The organism is Pseudarthrobacter sp. MOO13 (assembly GCF_058267655.1).
Map to the genome: position 1 here is coordinate 1,964,025 of NZ_CM177848.1, position 18,511 is coordinate 1,982,535.

16 protein-coding genes and 1 pseudogene are annotated in these 18,511 nt (G+C 65.8%); 10 read left to right on the plus strand and 7 right to left on the minus strand.

Annotation, left to right across the window (positions count from 1 at the left end):
- The first annotated feature begins 34 nt into the window (after positions 1-34).
- Together AC4EEO_RS09140 and AC4EEO_RS09145 are read left to right on the plus strand one after the other, a co-directional pair.
- Positions 35-1,498, plus strand: coding sequence for a phospholipase D family protein (locus AC4EEO_RS09140; RefSeq protein ID WP_491340293.1), 1,464 nt, complete (start codon positions 35-37; stop codon positions 1,496-1,498).
- Between the two features lie 127 nt (positions 1,499-1,625).
- The gene (locus tag AC4EEO_RS09145; protein WP_018761326.1) at positions 1,626-2,645 is read left to right on the plus strand and encodes an NADPH:quinone reductase; all 1,020 of its coding nucleotides are present in this window, start codon (positions 1,626-1,628) and stop codon (positions 2,643-2,645) included.
- Positions 2,646-2,681: 36 nt separating this feature from the next.
- Here AC4EEO_RS09145 and AC4EEO_RS09150 read toward each other — a convergent pair whose 3' ends face one another.
- Complete coding sequence (locus AC4EEO_RS09150; RefSeq protein ID WP_491329955.1) at positions 2,682-2,873, minus strand: three-helix bundle dimerization domain-containing protein; 192 nt, start codon at positions 2,871-2,873, stop codon at positions 2,682-2,684.
- Positions 2,874-3,039: 166 nt separating this feature from the next.
- Positions 3,040-3,261: a hypothetical protein gene (locus AC4EEO_RS09155; RefSeq protein WP_018761324.1), complete on the minus strand. Its 222-nt coding sequence runs from the start codon at positions 3,259-3,261 to the stop codon at positions 3,040-3,042.
- A gap of 162 nt (positions 3,262-3,423) precedes the next feature.
- Here AC4EEO_RS09155 and AC4EEO_RS09160 point away from each other — a divergent pair, with 162 nt between their 5' ends.
- The 3 genes from AC4EEO_RS09160 (at position 3,424) to AC4EEO_RS09170 (ending at position 5,746) form a co-directional block, all read left to right on the plus strand.
- Positions 3,424-3,726 (plus strand): DUF4193 domain-containing protein, encoded by a 303-nt coding sequence (locus AC4EEO_RS09160; protein ID WP_018761323.1) that lies wholly within the window; start codon positions 3,424-3,426, stop codon positions 3,724-3,726.
- A 160-nt stretch (positions 3,727-3,886) separates the two neighbouring features.
- On the plus strand, positions 3,887-4,627 hold the full coding sequence (locus AC4EEO_RS09165) for a M50 family metallopeptidase (protein ID WP_491340294.1): 741 nt from the start codon (positions 3,887-3,889) through the stop codon (positions 4,625-4,627).
- Between the two features lie 30 nt (positions 4,628-4,657).
- Entirely contained in the window at positions 4,658-5,746 is a 1,089-nt protein-coding gene (locus AC4EEO_RS09170; RefSeq protein WP_491340295.1) for a glutathione S-transferase family protein, read from the plus strand.
- 6 nt (positions 5,747-5,752) lie between these two features.
- Here the strand turns inward: AC4EEO_RS09170 and AC4EEO_RS09175 are convergent, their stop codons facing one another.
- Positions 5,753-6,727, minus strand: a complete 975-nt coding sequence (locus AC4EEO_RS09175; protein WP_491329862.1) for an IS481 family transposase — start codon at positions 6,725-6,727, stop codon at positions 5,753-5,755.
- Positions 6,728-6,870: 143 nt separating this feature from the next.
- Between AC4EEO_RS09175 and AC4EEO_RS09180 the strand changes: the two genes are divergently transcribed.
- Both AC4EEO_RS09180 and AC4EEO_RS09185 read left to right on the plus strand, forming a co-directional pair.
- Positions 6,871-7,980, plus strand: a complete 1,110-nt coding sequence (locus AC4EEO_RS09180) for a serine hydrolase domain-containing protein (protein ID WP_491340296.1) — start codon at positions 6,871-6,873, stop codon at positions 7,978-7,980.
- 92 nt (positions 7,981-8,072) lie between these two features.
- Complete coding sequence (locus tag AC4EEO_RS09185) at positions 8,073-9,125, plus strand: FUSC family protein (RefSeq protein ID WP_491340297.1); 1,053 nt, start codon at positions 8,073-8,075, stop codon at positions 9,123-9,125.
- A 21-nt stretch (positions 9,126-9,146) separates the two neighbouring features.
- Here AC4EEO_RS09185 and AC4EEO_RS09190 read toward each other — a convergent pair whose 3' ends face one another.
- From AC4EEO_RS09190 to AC4EEO_RS09200, 3 genes are read right to left on the minus strand one after another with little or no spacing between them, the layout of a single operon-like run.
- Entirely contained in the window at positions 9,147-10,058 is a 912-nt protein-coding gene (locus tag AC4EEO_RS09190; protein ID WP_491340298.1) for a MaoC family dehydratase, read from the minus strand.
- Positions 10,055-11,395, minus strand: a complete 1,341-nt coding sequence (locus AC4EEO_RS09195) for a 3-oxoacyl-ACP reductase (RefSeq protein WP_491340299.1) — start codon at positions 11,393-11,395, stop codon at positions 10,055-10,057. The genes AC4EEO_RS09190 and AC4EEO_RS09195 overlap by 4 nt, the downstream gene beginning before the upstream one ends.
- 9 nt (positions 11,396-11,404) lie before the next feature.
- Complete coding sequence (locus AC4EEO_RS09200; RefSeq protein ID WP_491340300.1) at positions 11,405-12,760, minus strand: acetyl-CoA C-acetyltransferase; 1,356 nt, start codon at positions 12,758-12,760, stop codon at positions 11,405-11,407.
- A 61-nt stretch (positions 12,761-12,821) separates the two neighbouring features.
- Between AC4EEO_RS09200 and AC4EEO_RS09205 the strand changes: the two genes are divergently transcribed.
- Together AC4EEO_RS09205 and AC4EEO_RS09210 are read left to right on the plus strand one after the other, a co-directional pair.
- Positions 12,822-13,550: a TetR/AcrR family transcriptional regulator gene (locus AC4EEO_RS09205; RefSeq protein WP_491340301.1), complete on the plus strand. Its 729-nt coding sequence runs from the start codon at positions 12,822-12,824 to the stop codon at positions 13,548-13,550.
- A gap of 1 nt (position 13,551) precedes the next feature.
- Positions 13,552-15,665: pseudogene (locus tag AC4EEO_RS09210) on the plus strand (acyl-CoA dehydrogenase family protein).
- A gap of 92 nt (positions 15,666-15,757) precedes the next feature.
- Here AC4EEO_RS09210 and glgA read toward each other — a convergent pair.
- Complete coding sequence (glgA, locus tag AC4EEO_RS09215) at positions 15,758-16,963, minus strand: glycogen synthase (RefSeq protein WP_026264462.1); 1,206 nt, start codon at positions 16,961-16,963, stop codon at positions 15,758-15,760.
- A 101-nt stretch (positions 16,964-17,064) separates the two neighbouring features.
- Between glgA and glgC the strand changes: the two genes are divergently transcribed.
- The gene (gene glgC / locus AC4EEO_RS09220; protein WP_018761312.1) at positions 17,065-18,477 is read left to right on the plus strand and encodes a glucose-1-phosphate adenylyltransferase; all 1,413 of its coding nucleotides are present in this window, start codon (positions 17,065-17,067) and stop codon (positions 18,475-18,477) included.
- Positions 18,478-18,511 lie beyond the last annotated feature (34 nt).

An 18,511-nucleotide genomic window follows, 5' to 3' on the forward strand; every position in this document is an offset into this window, starting at 1 on the left:
GCCCTTGATCCACGGGGCGTCCTACTTTTCCCGCTTGCACGGGGAATTGTCGGCTCTCAAGGCCGGTGACCGGGTGTGGTTCACGGACTGGCGGGGGGATGCCGATGAGCGGCTTTCCGCTGACGGCCCAACGATTGGCACGGTGCTGGCGGAGCTGGCCCGGGTAGGGGTGGAAGTCCGTGGACTCGTTTGGCGGTCCCATGGAGAGCGGATATCGGCCCCCATCAGTGGACGCTCCAACGAACTGCTCAGCAGGCGAATCAACGATGCAGGCGGCGAAGCGCTGCTGGACCAGCGGGTGCGCCTCTTCGGTTCCCATCACCAGAAACTGGTGGTGATCCGCCGTCGCGACGACCCATCGAAGGACGTCGCTTTCGTTGGCGGGCTGGACCTCTCACACAGCCGCCGGGATGACGCCCGCCATGGCGGTGACCCGCAGGCGGTGAAGATGGACCCCAAGTACGGTCAGCGGCCCCCCTGGCACGACGCCGCGCTGGAGCTGCGTGGCCCCGTAGTGGCTGATGTCCTGGCGGTCTTCGCTGAACGCTGGAACGATCCCCACCCGTTGGACCGGCACACGCCATACCGCATGTTGCTGCAGCGCCTGGCCCGGATGCCCCGTCACCCCCGGCCCCTGCCTGACGCTGCCCCACCCCCGCCGCCGGCGGGCCCGCACGCAGTCCAGCTGCTGCGTACGTACGGCCGGAAGCATCCACCCTTCCCGTTCGCTCCCAACGGCGAGCGCAGCATTGCCCGCGCCTACGCGAAAGCCTTCTCGCAGGCCCGTTCCCTCATCTACATCGAGGACCAGTATTTGTGGTCAACAGATGTCGCGGCCGGAATCGCAACCGCGTTGGAGCGCAACCCTTCGCTCCAGGTGATCATCGTCGTCCCTCGCTATCCGGACTCTGACGGTCGGCTGGGCGGCCCGCCCAGGCGGCTGGGCCAACAGCGTGCCGTCTCCATGCTCCGGCGGGCCGCACCGGACCGGGTTGGCGTCTTCGACCTGGAGAACAGCGACAGCACGCCGATCTACGTCCACGCCAAAATCTGCATTATCGACGACACCTGGTTTACCTGCGGATCGGACAATTTCAACCGCCGGTCCTGGACCACTGACAGCGAACTGACGTGCGCCGTCGTCGATACCTCCCAACCGGAAAGAGGCAGCCCCGGCGAGGCCGGCCAACCTGCCCGATCCGGGCCGTTGGCCAGGGAGCTACGGATCCAGCTGTGGACCGAGCACCTGGGGCTGGACCCCGACGACCCGCGGCTCCTTGAGCCGACGGCCGGCCTGGACTTGTGGAACAGCACTGCCGATGCCCTTGCGCAGTGGCACCGAAACGGGCGCCGCGCTCCTCGGCCTCCCGGACAGGTGCAGCGCCACACCATAGAGCCCCTGCCGCCCCTCCACCGGCTCTGGGCCGATCCCCTGTACCGGCTTGTCGTGGACCCGGACGGGCGCCCTCGGTCCCTCCGCGGCACAGACCGGTTCTAGGCGCCGGAAGCGGGAAGGTTTCGGGCCACGCAACGGGGGCCACGCGGCACGAACAACCTGCAGTGGCACTGTGCGGGCGCGGTAAGTTGGAGCGGTACTTACAGCCGAGCGTGGATAGGGAGAAGACATGAAGGCCATCGTGTACGAAGAGACGGGCCCATCGGCGGTCCTGAAGCTCCGCGACAGGCCCTTGGTGGACCCCGGCCAGGACGAGGTCAGGGTCCGGCTGCTGGTGTCCGGAGTGAACCCTACTGACTGGAAGTCACGCTCCGGCGGCGGGAGCAGGAAACTGGACGCGCCCAAGGTTCCCAACCAGGACGGAGCCGGGGTGATCGATGCCGTAGGTGCCGGGGTAGCCAGGTTCGGCGTCGGGGACCGTGTCTGGCTCTGGGATGTCGCGTGGGGCGGCAACGAAGGCACCGCACAGGAGTACGTCACTGTCCCGGCCGGAAAGGTTGTGCCTCTTCCGGACGGAGAGTCCTTTGACGCCGGCGCCTCACTCGGCATCCCTGCTTTGACTGCCCACCGGGCCCTCACCTCAAGCGAAGGCGGACCGTCCCGGCTCTCCCCCGGGGCCCTGGCCGGACGGACCGTCCTTGTCACCGGCGGCGCGGGGGCAGTGGGTCATGCAGCCATCCAGTTGGCACGATGGGCCGGGGCAACCGTCATCACCACCGTCAGCGGCGACCACAAAGCGGAACTGGCCCGGCGGGCGGGAGCAGGCACGGTCATCAATTACCGGACCGACGACGTGGTGCGTGCTGTCCGCGACGCGGCCCCGGACGGTGTGGACACCATTGTGGAGGTTAACGCTCCGGCAAACATCGAGGCAGGCCTGGAGGTGCTCAAGCCGGGCGGGACGATCTCCGTCTACGCCGCAAACCCCGGGGAGTCACTGACCGTGCCCATCCGCGAGGGCATGACGAAAAACGTCCGGCTGCAATTCATCCTCACCTACACGGTGACTGACGAACAGAAACAGGATGCGGTTGCTGCGGTCTCCGGAGCCCTTGAGGCCGGCGCGCTCCGGGTCGGCGAAGACTACGGGCTGCCGCTGACCCGCTTCCCCCTTGAAGAGACCGCCGCTGCGCACGACGCCGTTGAACAGGGCATCGTCGGAAAGGTGCTCATCGACGTCGCGCCGTAACCGGCGGGGACCGGCGGCGGCGACGCCGCCTGGGCACTATTGCGAAAGCCGGTCCCTCGCCGCATGTTCGACAAGCACCGGTATGAAAGCGCGCACCCTCCCGGTATCAAGGATGCTGTGTTCCTGCTGCACCACGTCTTCGATCTGCTCCCTGGACAGCGTAGGAAACCTCGCTGCCAACCGGTCCACCACTTGGCCGAGGGCCCGCAATTCTTCGCTTACTCCCATCGTGAAAGTGTCAGCGGCGTTGAGAACCTCGTCAAGACTTGACTATGCAGCCGGCTTTGCGGTGTGTGGAGGGCTCCCAGGGAGCGTGTTCAACGGCGGGTGCCGAGCCGCACCGGGCAGCCTCGCCGGCCGCCTGGTCGCCGTTTGCCCACCTGCCCCCAAGCCGTCAGTGCGGATGCAACCTGCGGGGACGGGAGTGGCGGTGGATACGCGAACCGGCCACGGCAGGCCGGTACTCGATCCGACGTTTCTCCGTCCGGACATCACGCCGTTCCTGGCGCCGCGCTTTGCGTTCCGGACGGTCAATGGCGGACAGGATGGTCAGCGTCACCGCCATCCACAGGAGTGCGGTCCCCAACACCAAAGCGATCTCCAGCTCCGTGCTCATAGTCCCAATTTTAGGGCCCCACGGCTCCGGCTGACCCTGCGCAGATCCACATCGAAGCCGCCTAAATCCACAGCGTCCGCGGCGCTTCCTATTGGGGAATACGGGCCGGATGCTGTACGTTTCATACCCGACAGCCAATCAAAGAAAAGAGAAGCACCTAAAGTGGCAACCGATTACGATGAACTGCGTTCCGACGTCAAGGAATCGCAGGACAACTCACTTGAGCAGCTCCAGTCAGCAAATGCTCCCGACGCCCGCAGTGTTGTGCAGGAGTTGGACGAAGCTGACGGGCTGGACGGCGCCGGCGTCCCTGGCGGCGAATTCGTCGCTGAGGAACTCGTAGTCCAGGTCATTCCGCAGGCAGAGGACGAATTCACCTGCTACTCCTGTTTCCTGGTCCGGCACCGGTCCCAGATTGCGCGCCAGAAAGACGGCCACAGCTACTGCACTGAGTGCGAAGGCTAGGAAGAAACAGTTCCGGGCAAAACACCTGGACCCTCGTGAAAACCATCCGGAAGGCACGCCGCACAAGGCGTGCCTTCCGGTTTTAAGCGTTCACCCAGACAAAGTGGGTAACGTGCCGTCAAGGAACTTACGACGACGACCCGGCAGCCAGGAGGCAGCGTTGGACAGCCCAGCTGGCGTATGGAACACCTTCGCGGCGGCCTTCTCCCAGGCACCCGTGCCCAACATCACCTGGGTAGAGATGTTGCTGTCCCTGGCAGCAGCCACGGCGCTGTCCATCCCGCGCCGTTCCTGGCGCTACTTTGGACTCCTTGCCACCGCAACTCACGAACTGGGCCACGCGGTTGCCGCCGTAACCTCGGGCCAGCGGCTGTCCGGGATCCGGCTCCGTCTGGACCACTCCGGAACAACGACTGCCTACAGCCGGAGCCGTGTTGCCGCTGCCTGGTCGTGTTTCTGGGGCTATCCGGTCCCGGCACTCGTTGGTGCGGCGTTCGTGTGGTGCGGAGTCACCGGGTGGGGTGCCGCAGCCATGGCGGTAAGCGTGGTGGTCCTGGCCGCGTCAATGCTGTTCCTCCGCAACCTTGCCGGATTCCTCATCACCCTGACCGCCATGGCCGGCGCCGCTGCCCTCACGTTCCTGGCAACGGCCTCGGCTGCCGGACATGCCGCCGTCATCTTCGGCCTTGCCTTGCTCGTGGCCGCAGTCCGGGACCTGGCCAAACTCACCCACGTCCACCTCCGGCGTCGCGACCGCCTGGAAAGTTCCGACGCATACCTGCTGTACCGCGCCACCTCCGTGCCGTCCGCCGTCTGGATCACCATCTTCAGCGCGCTCGTGGCCGGCTCATGGCTTGCGGCCTGGCTGCCCGTCTCCCGGATCCTGCTTGGCGGCGCCTGAATTGTTGAGCCGGACGCATACGCTAGTGCCATGAGCCAGGAAACCGACAGCAGTCCCACAGCGACGGACCACAGCACCGAGCACAGCACCCGAGGCGCATATGTGACCGGCGGTGCGGAGTTCACCCGTGACACCAACTACATCGAAGACCGCATTACCAGGGATGCCGCTCCCGGCAGCAACGGTGAACCCGGCTGGCCGGTGGAAGCGGGACGGTACCGGCTCATTGCCGCCAGGGCTTGCCCGTGGGCCAACCGAACGGTCATAGTCCGCAGGCTGCTGGGCCTTGAAGACGTCATCTCACTAGGCCAGCCCGGACCTACCCATGATGCCCGGTCCTGGACGTTCGACCTCGATCCCGGCGGCGTTGATCCCGTCCTGGGCATTGAGCGCATCCAGGAGGCCTATTTCAAGCGTTTCCCTGACTATCCGCGGGGCATCACCGTCCCCGCCGTCGTGGATATACCAACCGGCGAAGTCGTGACCAACAACTTCCCGCAGATCACACTCGACTTTTCCACCGAATGGGTGGATTTCCACCGGACGGGCGCACCGGAACTCTACCCGGAGCACCTCCGCGGGGAGATTGACCGGATCAACAAGCGCGTCTTCACCGAAGTCAACAACGGCGTCTACCGCTGCGGTTTCGCCGGTTCGCAGGAGGCCTACGACGCCGCGTACGACCGGCTCTGGACGGCCCTGGACTGGCTCGAAGAGCGGCTCTCGCGCCAGCGGTACCTCGTCGGCGATACCATCACCGAAGCGGACGTCAGGCTCTTCACCACGCTGGCCCGCTTCGACGCCGTCTACCACGGCCACTTCAAGTGCAACCGGCAAAAGCTCAGTGAGATGCCCGCGCTCTGGGGCTACGCCCGGGACCTGTTCCAAACTCCGGGCTTCGGTGATACCACCGATTTCGTCCAGATCAAGCAGCATTACTACATCGTCCACGAGGACATCAACCCCACCGGGATCGTGCCGAAGGGGCCGGACCTGGCTGGCTGGCTGACCCCGCATGGCCGCGAAGCGCTTGGCGGCCGGCCCTTCGGGGACGGCACGCCGCCGGGTCCGGTACGGCCGGGCGAAGAAGTGGCTGCCGGACACGGAGCCGTGGGCTAGTTGTACTCAGTCAGTAGGTTGGTTGCACCTGCTGATGGGTGGTTTGCCTCCGAGGCTGCCGTGGGGCCGGTGGTTGTTGTAGAAGTCTAGCCATGGCTGCAGGGCGTCGGTCCGGGCTTGGTTGGAGGTGAAGGGTTGCCGGTAGGCCCAGCCTTCTTGGAGGGTGCGGTTGAAGCGTTCTGCTTTGCCGTTCTGCCAGGGATGGCGGGGTTTGATCAGGATGTGTTTGGCGCCCAGTGCAGCCAGTGCGTCCTGGAAATCTTTCGATATCCGGTAGGCGAACGCGTTGTCGGTCATGACTCTGCGGACGGGTGCGCCGTTGGCTGCCATGGCCGTTGCGGCCCGGGTGAGGAACCCGGCGCAGGTCGGGCCTTTCTCGTCGGGCAGGACCTCGGCGTAGGCCAGACGGGTGTGGTCATCGACGGCGACGTGGACGTAGTCGAAACCGACCCTTGTATGGCCTGTTGAGTGGTTGCGGGCGGACTGGTTCGGGTCGGCCCGCCAGCCTCCGCCGTCGGGAATCCGGCCGAGTTTCTTGACGTCGATGTGGATCATTTCCCCAGGGGCGTCGCGCTCGTAGCGTCGGTCCGTGGCACGGGAGGCGCGGATCCGTACCCCGGTCACCGGGTCCAGGTCCCACAGTCGGGGCATGCCCGCGCGGGTCAGGATCCGGGAGACCGTCCGGGCGCTGGTACCGCACCGGGCTGCAAGGCCCGCTGGCCCTTCGCGGTGCTCAACGCGCTGGGTCAGAACATCGGCAACGACTTCCGTGGAAGTGGCGTGGGGGCACGACCTTGGGCGGGAGCTGCGGTCCTCGAGGCCGGCCCAGCCGTGCGTCCTGTACCTGCTGATCCAGCGGTGTGCGCAGGTCCGCGAGACACCCATTTCTTTGGCCACATGGGCGATGGGGCGGCCGGCGAGGACGCGCTCGATAAGGATCCGCCTACCGTTCGGGGTCAGGCGGGCATTACGGTGGGACATGAAGACCTCTTAGTCGTTGGCTGTGTGTGGTAACCACCAACCTAAGAGGTCTTCACCTATTCACAATGCAACCAACGTCCTGACTCAGTACAGCTAGTCCGCAAAGCCCGGGCAGGAAATCGCTTTCCCCTATGCTGGGAGGCATGCAGACTTCCCTTGGCTTCGTCGCCCCCGGATACGAGAACGTGCTGGCCTTGTTCGAGACCCTGCTCGCTGGGGACCCCCGGTACAGCGCCCAACTGGCGGCCTACCAGGGATCCCGGCAGGTGGTCCGGCTGACTGGAGGCCCGGACATGGCGCCGGACACCCTGACGGGGGCGTACTCCTGTTCAAAGGGCGTCGGTGCGATGGTCATCGCACTGCTGGTCCAGGACGGCCTCCTCGATTTGGACCGTCCGGTGGCCCACTACTGGCCGGAGTTCGCCGCCCACGGCAAAGACAGGCTGCTGGTCCGGGAAGCCCTGTCCCATCAGGCCGGATTATTGGGTATCGACGGCGGGTTCGGGCTCACCGAGTTCACCACGCCCGAGGCTGCGGCGCGGCTCGCCGCGTTACCGCCCCTCTGGGAGCCGGGGCGGCAGTTCGGATATCACGCCCTCACTATTGGAATTCTGATGGAGGAGCTGTGCCGACGCACCGCCGGCGAGCCATTGCAGGCTGTCTACGAAGCAAGGATCCGCGCGCCCCACGGCGTGGACTTCTTCCTCGGCCTGCCGGAAGAACTGGAACCGCGGTACCGGGACGTCCTCTACCAGGACACCCCCGACCAGGGATGGGTGGACCCGCTGAGCCTGGAAGGTATTAACGGCAACGCACCCGTCAGCACCATCATGGAGCTGCCGAACATCCGCGCAGTCCGGGCAGCAGGCATGTCCGCGGCCGGAGGAGTGGGATCCGCCGAAGGGCTGGCCCGCCTCTACGCCGCCGCAACCACCGGCGTCGACGGCGGCCGTCCCTTCCTCGAGGCCACAACCATCGAAGCAATGTCACGGGAACAGGTGTGGGGCCTTGACCGGTCCTCTGGGCTCGATAATGCGTTCGCCGTCGTCTTCATGAAACCGCACCCGTCAAGGAACTTCGGCAGCCACCGCGCATTCGGGCATGAGGGAGCGAACGCTGCCCTTGGCTTTGCGGATCCCTCCTACGCCCTTGGCTTCGGATATGTCCCCCGCCGCCAGGAGGAAGGGCGGACCCCGGGCAGGGCCCACCGGCTGGCCTCCGAAGTGCGGCGTTCCGCGGCCGGCTTGTCCTGACGGGATGCCGGCCTTACTGTGGCCGGATGGGCAATACTCAAGCACGACCGGACGCACGGTGGGCTCGGGGGACCCAACTTCTCAAACAATCGGTGGAAGGAATTTCCGCTGCCTTTGCAGCGCAACGGCTGCAACTGGCGACGAAAGCCGCGCTCGCAGCGGGCCTGGCTTTCACAATCGCTCCGCTGATGCCCGGGGCGGCGTCGCACTACACGTATTATGCGCCGCTGGGCGCCCTGGTGGCCATGTACCGCAACGTCGCGGGCTCGGTCCGGAACGGACTCCAGGCCATCGCGGGACTTGCCGTGGGGATCGGTTTGGCGTTCATCCTGGTCAGCATTTCCGATCCCTCACCGTTGACGGTGGCTCTCTTCATGGGCGTCGGAGTGCTGTTGGGCGGGCTGCCAGGCATCGGCTCCGGCAGTGACTGGATTCCAACGGCCGCGCTCCTGGTCCTGCTGGTCGGCGGCAGGAATGCCGAGGACTTCTCCTACGGCTACCTCCTGCAAATGGCCGCTGGAGTGGCAGTGGGCATCGCCGTGAACTTCCTGATCTTTCCACCCCTGCACCTGAACGCGGCCGCCACCAGCCTGGCCGAACTCAGGCGCGCCCTTGGCAGGCAACTGACCGACATGGGTGCGGCCCTGACGGAAAAATGGCCGCCGGAACACGAGGAATGGTCGCGCAGGTCGGAGGAGCTGTCCGACGCGGCAAGATCGGTACGCCACCTGGTCAAGGAAGCTGATGCCAGCCGGCGCGCCAACCCGCGGCGAAAGCTGCATCCGAGGGACATCGACCAGGACTACCGCGAGTTGCAGAACCTGGAGCAGGTGACATTCCATATCCAGGACATGACCGATGTTCTTTCCGACGTGATCTGGAACAACGACCTGCCGTATGAGATTCCCCTCGAGGACACCGAACCCCTGGCCGCTGCCATCACGTCCACTGGAGAATTGCTGTCTATCGATGTCGAAGGTGAAGACAACAATCACCAGGACCGCTATGCCGCGGCCAAGGCGGCAGTGGAAGCCTGCATGGCCGCCACCACCGCCAGGCAAGCCGAGGAGGGCACCGTCCCGGCCTCCGAATCGGTCCTCCTGAGCCTGCACCGCATCCTGCGCGCCGCCAAGCCGAAGGACTGATCCGGCGCACCGTCATACTGCCTAAAGCGCTGAGACGTTGCCGTGGAAGTGGCGCCGCCCCGAACGTGGGTTCCAGGCCACATAGCGCGAATGTTTCCACGCACCGGACGAGGCCTGGTCCGTGCTGATCTCCAAAGCCACCCGGCACGGCAGGAAAACGGGCGCTTCAAACTCCACGTCCCAGCTGAAGGCGTCGCCCCGGGCGGGACCGACGTCGGCGAGCGCACGCGAGGCGAGGTACATTCCGTGGGCTATCGACCGGCGCATCCCCAGCGCCTTGGCCGAGAGGACGCTCAGGTGGATTGGATTAAAGTCACCTGACACGGCGGCGTACCCCCGTCCTGTGTCCACCCCCAAGTGCCACAGCGCCGTCGGTGCCGGAGCAGTGAATTCCGGTTTCGGCGCCGCGGCGGTTGGTTTGTCGATGCCGGGAAGGAACAACCCCTTGGCCAAGTAGGTGGAAACTCCGCGCCAGTGAATGTCCGCCGAGCCCGCGCGTCGCACCTCAGCCACGACGTCCACCTGCGTCCCTGCCCGGTGGCCTCGAAAATTTTCCACCCTGGCGGTCATGTCAAGCACGTCCGTGAAGACCAACGGCGTCCTCTGCTCAACGCTGTTGCGCAGGTGGATCATCCCCAGCAGCGGCAGCGGGAAGTCGTCGCGGTTCATGACGCTCATGGCGAGGGGAAAGGCCAGGGCATGGATGAAGCCGGCAGGCAGGACGTCACTGGCGGTCTCACCAATGAGGTGCTGGTACGCCGTGAGGTTTCCAACGTCCACGGTGACGCCCCTGACGTCGTGGCTCTCGGCCGGAAGATCGGCGGAATCATGCGTTCCCAGGAGCCTGCGACGTGCTGCCTGGGCGGCGGCGTTGACATACAGCTTGGACAGCGAGGGCATCTCCGCCAGGATCACCGGTTGCTGGAGTGTCATGCCCCCACCAGGTTTTGACCGCACACCCGCAACACCTCCCCGTTGATACCACCTGCGGCGTCGCTGGCCAGGAAGGCAATGGTTTCCGCCACGTCCGCGGGAAGGCCTCCCTGCTGCAGCGAGTTGAGCCGGCGCGCCACCTCACGGACCGCGAAAGGGATCCGCGCAGTCATCTCGGTCTCAATGAACCCGGGCGCGACGGCATTGATGGTGCCGCCACTGGCGGCAAGCAGCGGTGCCGTGGCCCGCACCATTCCCATCACGCCTGCTTTGGAGGCGGCGTAGTTGGTTTGGCCCCTGTTGCCGGCAATGCCACTCGTGGAGGCAACTGACACGATCCGCGGTGACGAGCGGAAGTGGTCCGCGGCGAGGAGGGCTTCGTTGATCCGAAGCTGGGCTGCGATGTTGATGTTGATGACCGAATTCCACCGGGAATGGTCCATGTTGGCCAGCAGTTTGTCCCGGGTAATCCCGGCATTGTGCACCACGATATCCAGGCGGCCATGCCGCTGCGCTGCATGCTCAAGGATCCGCGCCCCGGCGTCTGCGCCGCTGATGTCCAGCTGCAGCGCCGTACCCCTCACCTCGTTGGCCACGGCCGCCAGCTGGTCACCCGCCGCCGGAATGTCAACCAGGACCAGCATGGCACCGTCGCGGTGCAGGGTCCGGGCAATCTGCGCGCCGATACCCCTGGCTGCGCCTGTCACCACAGCGACCTTGCCCTCCAGCGGCCGGTCTGTGTTGGCGGGAAGCGCACCGTCCGGGGAAGAGACCGTCAGGAACTGCCCGTCAATAAATGCCGAGCGGCTGGAAAGGAAGAACCTGATGGCGCCCAGTGCGCTGGGACTCGTGGTGGTGGTGCCGTCCGAGAGGAGGACACCGTTGGCCGTGGCGCCCGCCCGCAGCTCTTTGGCCAGGGAACGCAGGAAACCATCCACGCCCTGGCGGGCAGCCGCTGCTGCAGGGGAAGAAACGCCCGCCGCGGGCCGGGACACCGTAATGACCCGACCTCCGGCCTGCAGGTCCCGCAACGAACCTGCAGCGGAGAGTACCGGCTGTTCCAAATCCGCGGGATGCTCCAGCTCGTCGAGGACCAGGATGATGGCGCCCAGCTTTTCGGCCGGAACGGCGTGCCTCCGGACATCGAGGTCCCACGACAGCAGTTCGGTGGCGAGGCTGTCCGCCGCAGGACTGTTTCCGACAACGACGACCGGGCCAACGACCAGCGGTTGTCCTGGCTGGTAGCGCCGAAGCACTGCGGGCTGCGGGAGTCCGAGCTTTCTGGCCAGGTTGCGGCCCGCGCCGCTGTTGACCAGCTGGGTATATGTATCCGTCATGACTGCCCCCTACACCGATTCCAGGATCGCGACGACGCCCTGGCCACCTGCCGCGCACACAGACACCAGGCCGCGGACGGGCCGGCCCTCCGCGTCCGCCTTGGCGTGCAGCATCTTGGCCAGCGAACCCACGATCCGTCCGCCGGTGGCGGCGAAGGGATGACCCGCCGCGAGCGAAGATCCGTTGACGTTGAGGCGTGAACGGTCGACGCTGCCGAACGCGCCGTCAAGCCCGAGACGGGTCCGGCAGAATTCCTCGTCCTCCCATGCGGCCAGCGTGCTGAGGACCGTGGCGGCGAAGGCTTCATGGATTTCGAAGAAGTCGAAGTCTCCCAGCGTCAGGTTCTGCCTGGCCAGGAGCCGCGGCACGGCGAAGACCGGGGCCATCAACAGGCCATCCTTGCCGTGTACAAAGTCCACTGCTGCGGCTTCGGCGTCCACCACGGCGGCGAGTTTGGGCAGGTCGCGGGCATCGGCCCAGTCGTCGGAGGCAAGAAGGACGGTTGAGGCGCCGTCGGTCAACGGGGTGGAGTTGCCTGCTGTCATGGTGGCGCCGGCGCCCAGGTTCCTGCCGAACACCGGCTTCAGCGATGCCAGTTTTTCCAAGGAAGTATCAGCGCGGAGGTTGGCGTCCCGCGTCAGTCCCCGGTAGGGAGTCAGCAGGTCGTCGAAGAAGCCTGAATCATAGGCGGCTGCGAGGTTACGGTGGCTGTTCAGTGCCAGTTCGTCCTGCGCTTCGCGGGAAATCTGCCACTGCGCCGTGGTCAGCGCCTGGTGCTCCCCCATGGACAGGCCGGTGCGCGGTTCCGCGGTACCGGGTGCCAGCGGGGCCAGGTCCTTTGGCCGGAGGCGGCTTAGGATCTGGAGCCGCTGTGGAAGCGACTTGGCGCGGTTGAGGTCAAGGATGATGTCGCGGAGCCCCTCGCTGACCACCACGGGGGCATCAGAGGCTGAGTCCACGCCGCCGGCGATGGCGGAATCGATCTGTCCAAGCTTGATCTTGTTGGCCAGCCCCACCACGGTTTCGAGACCGGTGGCGCATGCCTGCTGGAGGTCGTACACCGGGGTTTCGGCGGACAGTGCAGACCCCAGGACGGCTTCCCGGGTGAGGTTGAAGTCCCTGGAGTGCTTCAGGACGGCTCCTGCGGCAACCTGTCCGATCCGTTCGTCCTGGAGGCCGAACCGTGCGATCAGGCCGTCAAGGGCTGCGGTCAGCATGTCCTGGTTGGAGGACTTTGCGTAGGCGCCGCCGGCGCGCGCGAAGGGAATCCTGTTGCCGCCAACAATCACCGCCCTGCGCGGCGCAGAAACTGCTGGTCGAACTGATTCGTCAGGTGCTGGCGTGGACTGTCCGTCGATGGACATGGGTGGCTCCTCTGCTCACATGCGGTTACCGATACCCAGCGTACCTGATACGCTGGGTATCGTGAACTTCCACACTTCCAGCTTTCCGCTTACCGTCGAGCTCCCGCCTGCCGCCAGTTCAGACGGCCGCTCGGCACGCTGGCAGAGTCACCGCGAGGAACGCCGCCGGGAGCTGATCAAGCAGGCCCGCAGAGCGGTCCATGCCCTCGGAAGCGATGCGTCCATGGAGGAGATCGCCACCGCGGCAGGAACCTCCAAGTCCGTTTTCTACCGCTACTTCGGGGACAAAGCCGGCCTGCAACAGGCGGTGGGGGAAGTGGTCCTGAGCCAGATGCAGAACCGCATCAAGGAAGCCGCGCAGAGTGCCGTGACGCCGCGGGAAGGCTTGCTCGCGATGGTCTCGGCCTACCTGCAGATGGCGGACACCAGCCCCAGCGTCTATGCATTCGTCACCAGCTACACCCCCGCCGAGCCCACGGAACCCACGTCTCCCGCGACGTCGACCGGCGCCCTGGGCCACTTCTTCGATGCCATTGCGGACATGATCGCTGCGCCCATGCGCTCCCATCTGGGTGATGTGGGGGAAACGGTCATCGGATTCTGGCCCCGGGCCGCGATCGGCCTGGTACGGAACGCTGGAGAGCAATGGCTCAACACTCCGGACTCCCCCGCCAAGCCCAGCCAGGAAGCCATGGCCCGCCACATTACGGCGTGGCTGTGTGTTGGCATAGCACCCGAACTCACCCCCGCCCCACCGACCACCAAGTTATCCGCCAAAGAAGGACTGTGACATGACTGACGTAGTGGACCGCACCGCCCGAAAAGGGCTCCGCTCCCCGGCAACCCCGGCAGCCAACCCCGTAGCCGACTCCCCTGCACCCGCCGTCGACGTCGCGGCCCTGGGCCGGCACCTCCTGGGAAAGTGGGCCGATGTCCGGCTCCAAGCCCGGGACCTGGCTGCACGGCCGGAACTGCACAAGGTCGAAGGCCTGACACATACGGACCATCGCCAACGGGTATTCGGCCAGCTGCAATACCTCGTGGACAACAACGCCGTCCACCGCGCATTCCCGGCGGAACTGGGCGGCTCCGACGACCACGGCGGAAACATCGCCGGGTTCGAGGAACTCGTGGTGGCGGATCCTTCACTGCAGATCAAGGCCGGGGTCCAGTGGGGGCTGTTCGGGTCGGCCGTCATGCACCTGGGCACGGCCGAACACCACGCCAAGTGGCTGCCGGGCATCATGAGCCTGGCCATCCCCGGTTGCTTCGCCATGACGGAAACAGGGCACGGTTCTGATGTTGCCAGCATCGCCACCACGGCCACCTATGACCCGGATACCGAGGAATTCATCATCCACAACCCGTTCCGTGCAGCGTGGAAGGACTACATCGGCAACGCTGCCATGGACGGACTGGGAGCAGTGGTGTTCGCCCAGCTTGTCACCAGGGGAGTCAACCACGGCGTCCACGCACTCTATGTTGACCTCCGGGACCCGGACACCAAGGAGTTCCTGCCCGGCATCGGCGGCGAGGATGATGGCATCAAGGGCGGCCTGAACGGGATCGACAACGGCCGCCTGCACTTCACGAACGTCCGCGTCCCGCGCACCAACCTCCTGAACCGGTACGGCAACGTGGACGCCGATGGCGCCTACACGTCCCCCATTGCGAGTCCCGGCCGCCGCTTCTTCACGATGCTGGGAACGCTGGTCCAAGGGCGCGTGTCCCTGGACGGCGCTGCCGTTGCCGCGTCCAAGCTGGCGTTGAAGGCGGCCATCCAGTACGCCACCGAACGCCGCCAGTTCAACGCTTCGTCCCACACCGACGAGGAAGTCCTGCTGGACTACCAGCGGCACCAGCGGAAGCTTCACCCGCGCTCGCCACCACCTATGCTGCCGGGTTTGCCCATGAACAGCTGCTGCAGAAGTTCGACGACGTCTTCTCCGGCGCGCACGACACCGACGCGGACCGCCAGGACCTCGAAACCCTGGCGGCGGCGCTTAAGCCGCTGAGCACCTGGCACGCGCTGGATACCCTGCAGGAGTGCCGGGAGGCATGCGGCGGTGCCGGATTCCTGATCGAGAACCGGTTCGCCTCGCTCCGGGCCGACCTTGACGTCTATGCCACGTTCGAGGGCGACAACACCGTGTTGCTGCAGCTTGTGGCCAAGCGCCTGCTTGCCGACTACGCCAAGGAGTTCCGGAACGTGGACTTCGGCGTGCTGGCGCGCTACGTGGTAAACCAGGCGGCCGGCGCCGCCGTCCACCGCACCGGCCTGCGCCAGGTGGCGCAGTTCGTGGCGGACACCGGGTCGGTCCAGAAGGCTGCGATCGCCCTCCGCGACGAGGAAGGCCAGCGCGCGCTCCTGACCGACAGGGTGCAGACCATGGTGGCTGAGGCGGGTGCCGCACTCAAGGGCAGCAAGCGCCTCTCGCAGGACAAGGGCGCAGCCTTGTTCAACAGGCACCAGAACGAACTTATCGACGCTGCCCGGGCACACGCCGAGCTGCTGCAGTGGGAGGCCTTTACCGAGGCGCTCCAGCAGGTGGCCGACCCGGGCACCAGGAAGGTCCTGACCTGGCTGCGGGACCTCTTTGGCCTGTCCCTGATCGAGAAGAATCTGTCCTGGTACCTCATGAACGGCCGCCTCTCCATGCAGCGGGCACGGACAGTAGGCGGCTACATCAACCGGCTGCTGGAGAAGATCCGTCCCCACGCCGTGGACCTGGTGGACGCTTTCGGCTACGGGGAGGACCATGTCCGCGCCGCCATCGCCACGGGTGCCGAAAAGGTGCGCCAGGACGAGGCCCGTGCGCACTTCCGGAATGAGCGTGCCAGTGGCCAGGCTCCGGTGGACGAGAAGGTCCTGATCGCTAAGACCGCGGCCGGCCGCAACGGCTGAGACACACGGGGCGCCCCCTCGAGTGGCATAACGACGACGGCGCCGCCCCCCTTCCACGGGGGCGGCGCCGGCGTCGTTTCTGCGTGGAACGCTCAGCTGGTGGCGGGCAGCACCGAACGGTAGACCTCAAGGGTGGTCTCGGTGATGGATTCCCAGGAGAAGTGTTTTTCGGCACGTTCCCGGCCGGCCTGTCCCATGGCGCGGGCACGCTCGGGATCTGACACCACTTCGGTGAGGGCTGCTGCGAACTCCTTGACGAACTTCTCCGGATCCAGCGGCGTTCCGGTACCGTCGGTCACCTGCTCAAGGTCCACCAGGAGCCCGGTCGTGCCGTGCTCCACCACTTCGGGGATGCCGCCGGTGGCGCTGGCCACCACGGCTGCCCCGCAGGCCATCGCCTCAAGGTTGACGATCCCGAGGGGTTCGTAGATGGAGGGGCACGCGAACGCTGTGGCGTGGCTGAGCACCTGGATCAGCTCATGGCGCGGCAGCATCCGCTCGATGAGGACAACGCCCGTGCGCTGCTTCTGCAGGTCCTCGATCAGTGCGGCGGTTTCCGCTGCCAGCTCGGGGGTGTCGGCCGCGCCCAGGCACAGGACCAGCTGAACGTCGGCGGGAAGCTTCGCGGCGGCCCGCAGGAGATAGGGGACGCCCTTTTGCCGCGTGTTTCTTCCCACAAAAACGACGCTTGGTTTGGCTGGATCGATGCCCAGGGCGCGGACGGCGTCGTCATTCTCGTCACGCTGCCACAGCGCAACATCGATGCCGTTGTGGACCACCCGGACCTTCTCCGGGTCCACGTTGGGGTAGCTGCGCAGGATGTCCTGCCGCATGCCCTCCGAAACGGCGATGATGGCGGCCGCAGCTTCGTACGCCGTCTTCTCCACCCAGGACGAAAGGGCGTAGCCACCGCCGAGCTGCTCAGCCTTCCAAGGACGCAGCGGCTCGAGGCTGTGGGCACTGAGAACGTGCGGAATTCCGTGAAGCAGCGACGCCAGATGCCCCGCCATGTTGGCGTACCAGGTGTGCGAATGGACCACGTCGGCGCCTTGGACATCCGGCACGATGCGGAGGTCCACGCCCAGGGTCTGGACCGCGGCATTGGCCCCGCCGAGGTCCTCCGGCACCTGGTAGGACGTCACCGTCGCCCCGTGGTAGTCAGCGTCGCGCGGCGCCCCGAAAGCACGAACCTGCAGGTCAACATGCTTACTAAGCACCCTGCTCAATTCGGCGACGTGCACCCCGGCGCCACCGTAGATCTCCGGCGGAAACTCTTTAGTCACAATGTCTATACGCACAAGACCCAAGGTAGTCCTTCACGCATAACTGTTCTAGTGTGAAGGAGTCCGGGTGCACCGGACTGTCTTGGGAGTTACGAAGGCGTACAGGAGCGACCACCATGCCGTTAAATAAGAAAGTCCTGGCCATTGTCCTCGCAGGCGGCGAGGGAAACAGGCTGATGCCACTGACGGCAGACCGGGCCAAACCCGCCGTGCCCTTTGCCGGCAGCTACCGACTTATCGATTTCGCGTTATCCAACCTTGTGAATTCCCGCTACCTGCAGATTGTCGTCCTGACCCAGTACAAGTCGCACAGCCTTGACCGCCACATCTCTGAGACCTGGCGCATGTCCACCCAGTTGGGCAACTACATCGCTTCCGTTCCCGCCCAGCAGCGCGTGGGCAAGAGCTGGTTCCTTGGCAGCGCCAACGCCATCTACCAATCCCTGAACCTTATCCATGACGCCAACCCCGACATCGTCGTCGTGGTCGGCGCGGACCACGTCTACCGCATGGACTTCGCACAGATGGTGGCCCAGCACGTCCACAGCGGCGCCAAGGCCACGGTCGCGGCCGTACGGCAGCCGCTGCACATGGCCGATCAGTTCGGCGTCATCGAAGTGGACCAGAACGACTCCCAGAAGATCGCCGCGTTCGTCGAAAAGCCGGCCAGCACGCCGGGCCTGGCCGCGGACCCGTCCCAGTTCCTGGCCTCCATGGGCAACTACGTATTCGACGCTGACGCCCTGGTGGCAGCCCTGCATGTGGATGCCGAGCGGCTGGACACCAAACACGACATGGGCGGCGACATCATCCCCTACTTCGTCAACCGTGGTGAAGCCGGTGTCTACGACTTCACGCTCAACGACATTCCCGGCTCCACCGACCGTGACCGCACCTACTGGCGCGACGTGGGCACCATCGACTCCTTCTACGATGCCCACATGGACCTCATCTCCCCGATGCCGGTGTTCAACCTCTACAACTCCGAGTGGCCCATCTACACCCGGCAAAGCATCTCGCCGCCCGCGAAGTTTGTCCGGGGCGACAACAACACGGTGGGAACGGCCCTGGACTCGATCGTGGCCAGCGGCGTGGTCATCTCCGGCGGCATCGTTGAAGGCTCCGTCCTTTCCAACGACGTCTACGTGGCCACGAGCGCCAGGATCACGGACTCGGTCCTGATGGACAAGGTTCAGGTTGGAGCGGGCGCCGTGATCAACCGGGCCATCCTGGACAAGAATGTCAAGGTGCCGGCAGGGGCTGCCATCGGCCTGGACCCGGACCTGGACCGGGCGCGTGGTTTCAAGGTCACCGAATCCGGCATCACCGTCCTGGCCAAAGGCCAGCAGGTACCGGAACCCGGCGACGACGAACGGCAGCTGGCCGCCCAACACCTGGGGCTCATGCCAAACGCCGTCAAGGCTGCGGCTGACCGGTACCCCGAGGTCCGCGAGACCGTGGGCAAGGTGGCCGGAACGCACGCGGCCGCCGCGGCGCAGGCCTCACCGGACGGCGCCAGGGTCTCCTGACCTAGTACTGACGGCAAGAGCATACGGCGCGGGC